At 42.4% G+C, this 3,075-nt stretch carries 4 protein-coding genes; 3 read left to right on the forward strand and 1 reads right to left on the reverse strand.

Annotation, left to right across the window (positions count from 1 at the left end):
* Positions 1-124 precede the first annotated feature (124 nt).
* Positions 125-700 (reverse strand): dihydrofolate reductase family protein, encoded by a 576-nt coding sequence (locus WBA89_RS19730; RefSeq protein WP_424408891.1) that lies wholly within the window; start codon positions 698-700, stop codon positions 125-127.
* Positions 701-1,235: 535 nt separating this feature from the next.
* Here WBA89_RS19730 and WBA89_RS19735 point away from each other — a divergent pair.
* From WBA89_RS19735 to WBA89_RS19745, 3 genes are all read left to right on the forward strand, one after another.
* Positions 1,236-1,598 carry a XisH family protein gene (locus tag WBA89_RS19735; protein ID WP_424408892.1) on the forward strand — a complete coding sequence of 121 codons (363 nt, stop codon included), beginning with the start codon at positions 1,236-1,238 and terminating at the stop codon, positions 1,596-1,598.
* Positions 1,599-1,637: 39 nt separating this feature from the next.
* Positions 1,638-1,973: a XisI protein gene (locus tag WBA89_RS19740; RefSeq protein ID WP_424408893.1), complete on the forward strand. Its 336-nt coding sequence runs from the start codon at positions 1,638-1,640 to the stop codon at positions 1,971-1,973.
* Positions 1,974-2,083: 110 nt separating this feature from the next.
* A complete protein-coding gene (locus WBA89_RS19745) occupies positions 2,084-2,968 on the forward strand; it encodes an aspartoacylase (protein ID WP_424408894.1) in 885 nt (294 codons plus the stop codon).
* The last annotated feature ends 107 nt before the right edge of the window (positions 2,969-3,075 follow it).

The following is a 3,075-nucleotide window of genomic DNA, read 5'->3' on the forward strand; positions in this document are numbered from 1 at the left end:
GATCCCCCTAAATCCCCCTTAAAAAGGGGGACTTTGAATTCTTACTCCCCCTTTTTAAGGGGGCTGGGGGGATCTGATTCTATGCAGCTTCATAAAAAATTGGTATTAACAACAAAGCGCGCCCTCAAGTCGCCACATCATAGGATAGCTGAACCATACCAGAACTGTAAGTTTGACATCCAGTTAGCTGCAAAGCTGTAGTGTTGGGATTAGCAAATAAAGGAATTCCTTCGCCCAAAATCAGCGGGTGCACCGAGAGAATTAACTCGTTTACAAGCTTTTTGTTCAGGAAATCGCGAATTAACAAAGAGCCTCCCACCAACCAAATATTTTTGCCATCTATCAAGCGCAAATCATTGACAAAACTCTCTAATTGTGTTACTACTTCCACATCAGAAGTTGCTACAAAATCTAGATTTTTAGTAAAAACATAACTTTTTTTTTCTTGGTAGGGATACTCGCCAAAAGTTAGAACTTGTTCGTAGGTTTTGCGACCCATGAGGACTGTATCGATGCTATCTAAAAATTTAGTATAGCCGTAATTTTGGTCTGTATACAGCCAGTCAATCTCGCCATTCGATCGCGCGATATAACCGTCCAAACTCGATGCAATGAAGAGTACAATTTTACGCATGGCAAATACCGGGATTTTGGCTGTGGGGGCGATCGCCCGGATCACCTTAATTTTAGATCCTATCATGTCCGAAGACAACGCTGGCAATAAGCTGTTGTGCGATCGGACTAATTGACCGGAGAGAAGTATCAATCGGGGCCGAGAAACCTGGTTTCTGCGAGTCTTTGGTTGGGTGACGAGAAATATAGAGAGAAACCTGGTTTCTGAGATTTTCGCAGGGTGCGAGAAATCCTACTTTCAATTATCAATGCTGGGGAGCTATCCAACTATCATATCAAAAATTTGTATTTTTGCGGAAAGATTTGTTAAACTGGCATTATTAACTAGCGAGTCGATATACCGTACTTTGTAGGCGAGGTGAATCATTATGCTCCAAGCATTTGAAAGGATTTACAGAAATGTAGTTATCGAACTGTTAGAATTTCTCGAAAACATTTATGAAAGTCGCGTGCTGATTACTTTTTTAGCGGGGTAATCCATTTCTGTATCGCCTGAATTTATCCAGTTTGGAATGTTTGCCGGAACTGAGCAATGCACTAAATCCGATTTCGAGATTGCCCAATCCACCGCCGATCGCGCCTGCGAACTAAAAGAGAGTTAAATGGCAGCTAAAGATATCTTCCATACATCAGTAAAAATAGCCCTTCAGAAAGAGAACTGGGTTATCACAGACGACCCACTTAGACTAGAAGTTGGTGGGACGAAATTTGAGATTGATCTAGGTGCTAAAAGCTTACTTGCTGCTGAGCGTCAAGGTAAAAAAATTGGTGTAGAAATCAAATCTTTCCTCGGTGAATCTCCACTAACCGATTACCACGTAGCCCTCGGACAATTTTTAAACTACCGCCTAGCTTTGGAAATTAGCCAACCCGATCGCATTCTTTACTTGGCGATTCCCGTCAGAACATATGAATCGTTTTTTCAGCGAGAATTTGCCCAGTTATCTGTAGAGATACCAAATTAAACGCCTAATTTATGACCCTATTAATGAGGTAATTACACAATGGATCGAGTAGAACAATATCGAAAAATAATTCAGCAAGTCTTAACGGACTATGCGACAGTTCCTATTGCTAATGGTGAAATTGACTCCCAACTCATTTTTGACATAGAGCGCGATCGCTATCAAATTACAAACATTGGCTGGGATGGTAATCGTCGCGTTCACAGTTGTGTGTTACATCTCGACATAATTGATGGCAAAGTTTGGATACAGCATAACAGCACCGAAATGGCGATCGGTAGCGAACTGTCGAAAATGGGTATTCTCAATTCAGACATTATTCTAGGTTTTCAAGCACCTTACCTGCGACAATACACAGATTTTGGAGTCGCATGATATGCGAGGGTTTGAGTGACGAGAAATATACCAAGAACCCCGGTTTCTGAGGTCTTTGTTACCAAATGATGACAAATGATGGTAGGCTTGGGATAGGGAGTTTTTTGTTTATGAATCCAATTAAACGTGTTGCCATAGTGGGAGGAACCCACGGAAACGAACTCACAGGCATTTACCTGGTGAAGAAGTTCGATCGCGCGCCACAACAGTCAATTGGGCGATCGACTTTTGAAACAATCGCCCTGCTAGCCAATCCCAAAGCCTCCGAAATCGGCAGACGCTACGTCGATATCGACCTCAACCGCTGCTTTCGACAGCAAGATTTACAAAATCCCCACCTCTCCACCTACGAAGCGCAGCGGGCAAAAGCAATCTACCACATTTTTAGCTCAAAAACCACTCCGCAGCAAAACTTAATTATCGATTTGCACAGCACCACATCCAACATGGGGCTAACATTTATTCTCGCCAGCCAGCATCCTTTTAACCTGCAACTAGCAGCTTATTTAACCTCTGTGTATCCCCGCCTCAAGCTGCTGGTTTCGGCAACTAACAATTATGATAGTCCTTTGCTGCGATCGCTTTCTGAATTAGGCGGTACGCTGGAGGTTGGTGCAGTGCCACAAGGCGTATTAGATGCCTCTTTATTTCAGCAAACCGAGCAAGTTGTCGGCACAATTTTAGACTGCGTAGAAAGCTACAATCAAGGCACAATGCCTGCTGCAACAAATCCCCTGACTGTTTATCGCACCATCGGGGCGATCGACTATCCCAGAAACGAAAAGGGAGAGATTCAGGCAATGATTCATCCTCAGCTACAATCCAGAGATTATGAAGCCCTAAATCCCGGCGATCCGATGTTTTTGACCTTTGATGGTGAGTCGGTCTTCTATCAAGGCAAATCGACAGTATATCCAATTTTCATTAACGAGGCGGCTTACTACGAAAAAGGAATTGCGATGTGTTTTACCCAAAAGCAAATAGTTAGTTGTTAGTTGTTAGTTGTTAGTTGTTAGTTGTTAGTTGTTAGTTGTTAGTTGTTAGTTGTTAGTTGTTAGTTGTTAGTTGTTAGTTGTTAGTTGTTAGTTGTTAGTTGTTAGTT

Source organism: Microcoleus sp. (assembly GCF_049646505.1).
In the GTDB taxonomy this organism is placed as follows: Bacteria; Cyanobacteriota; Cyanobacteriia; order Cyanobacteriales; family Microcoleaceae; genus Microcoleus.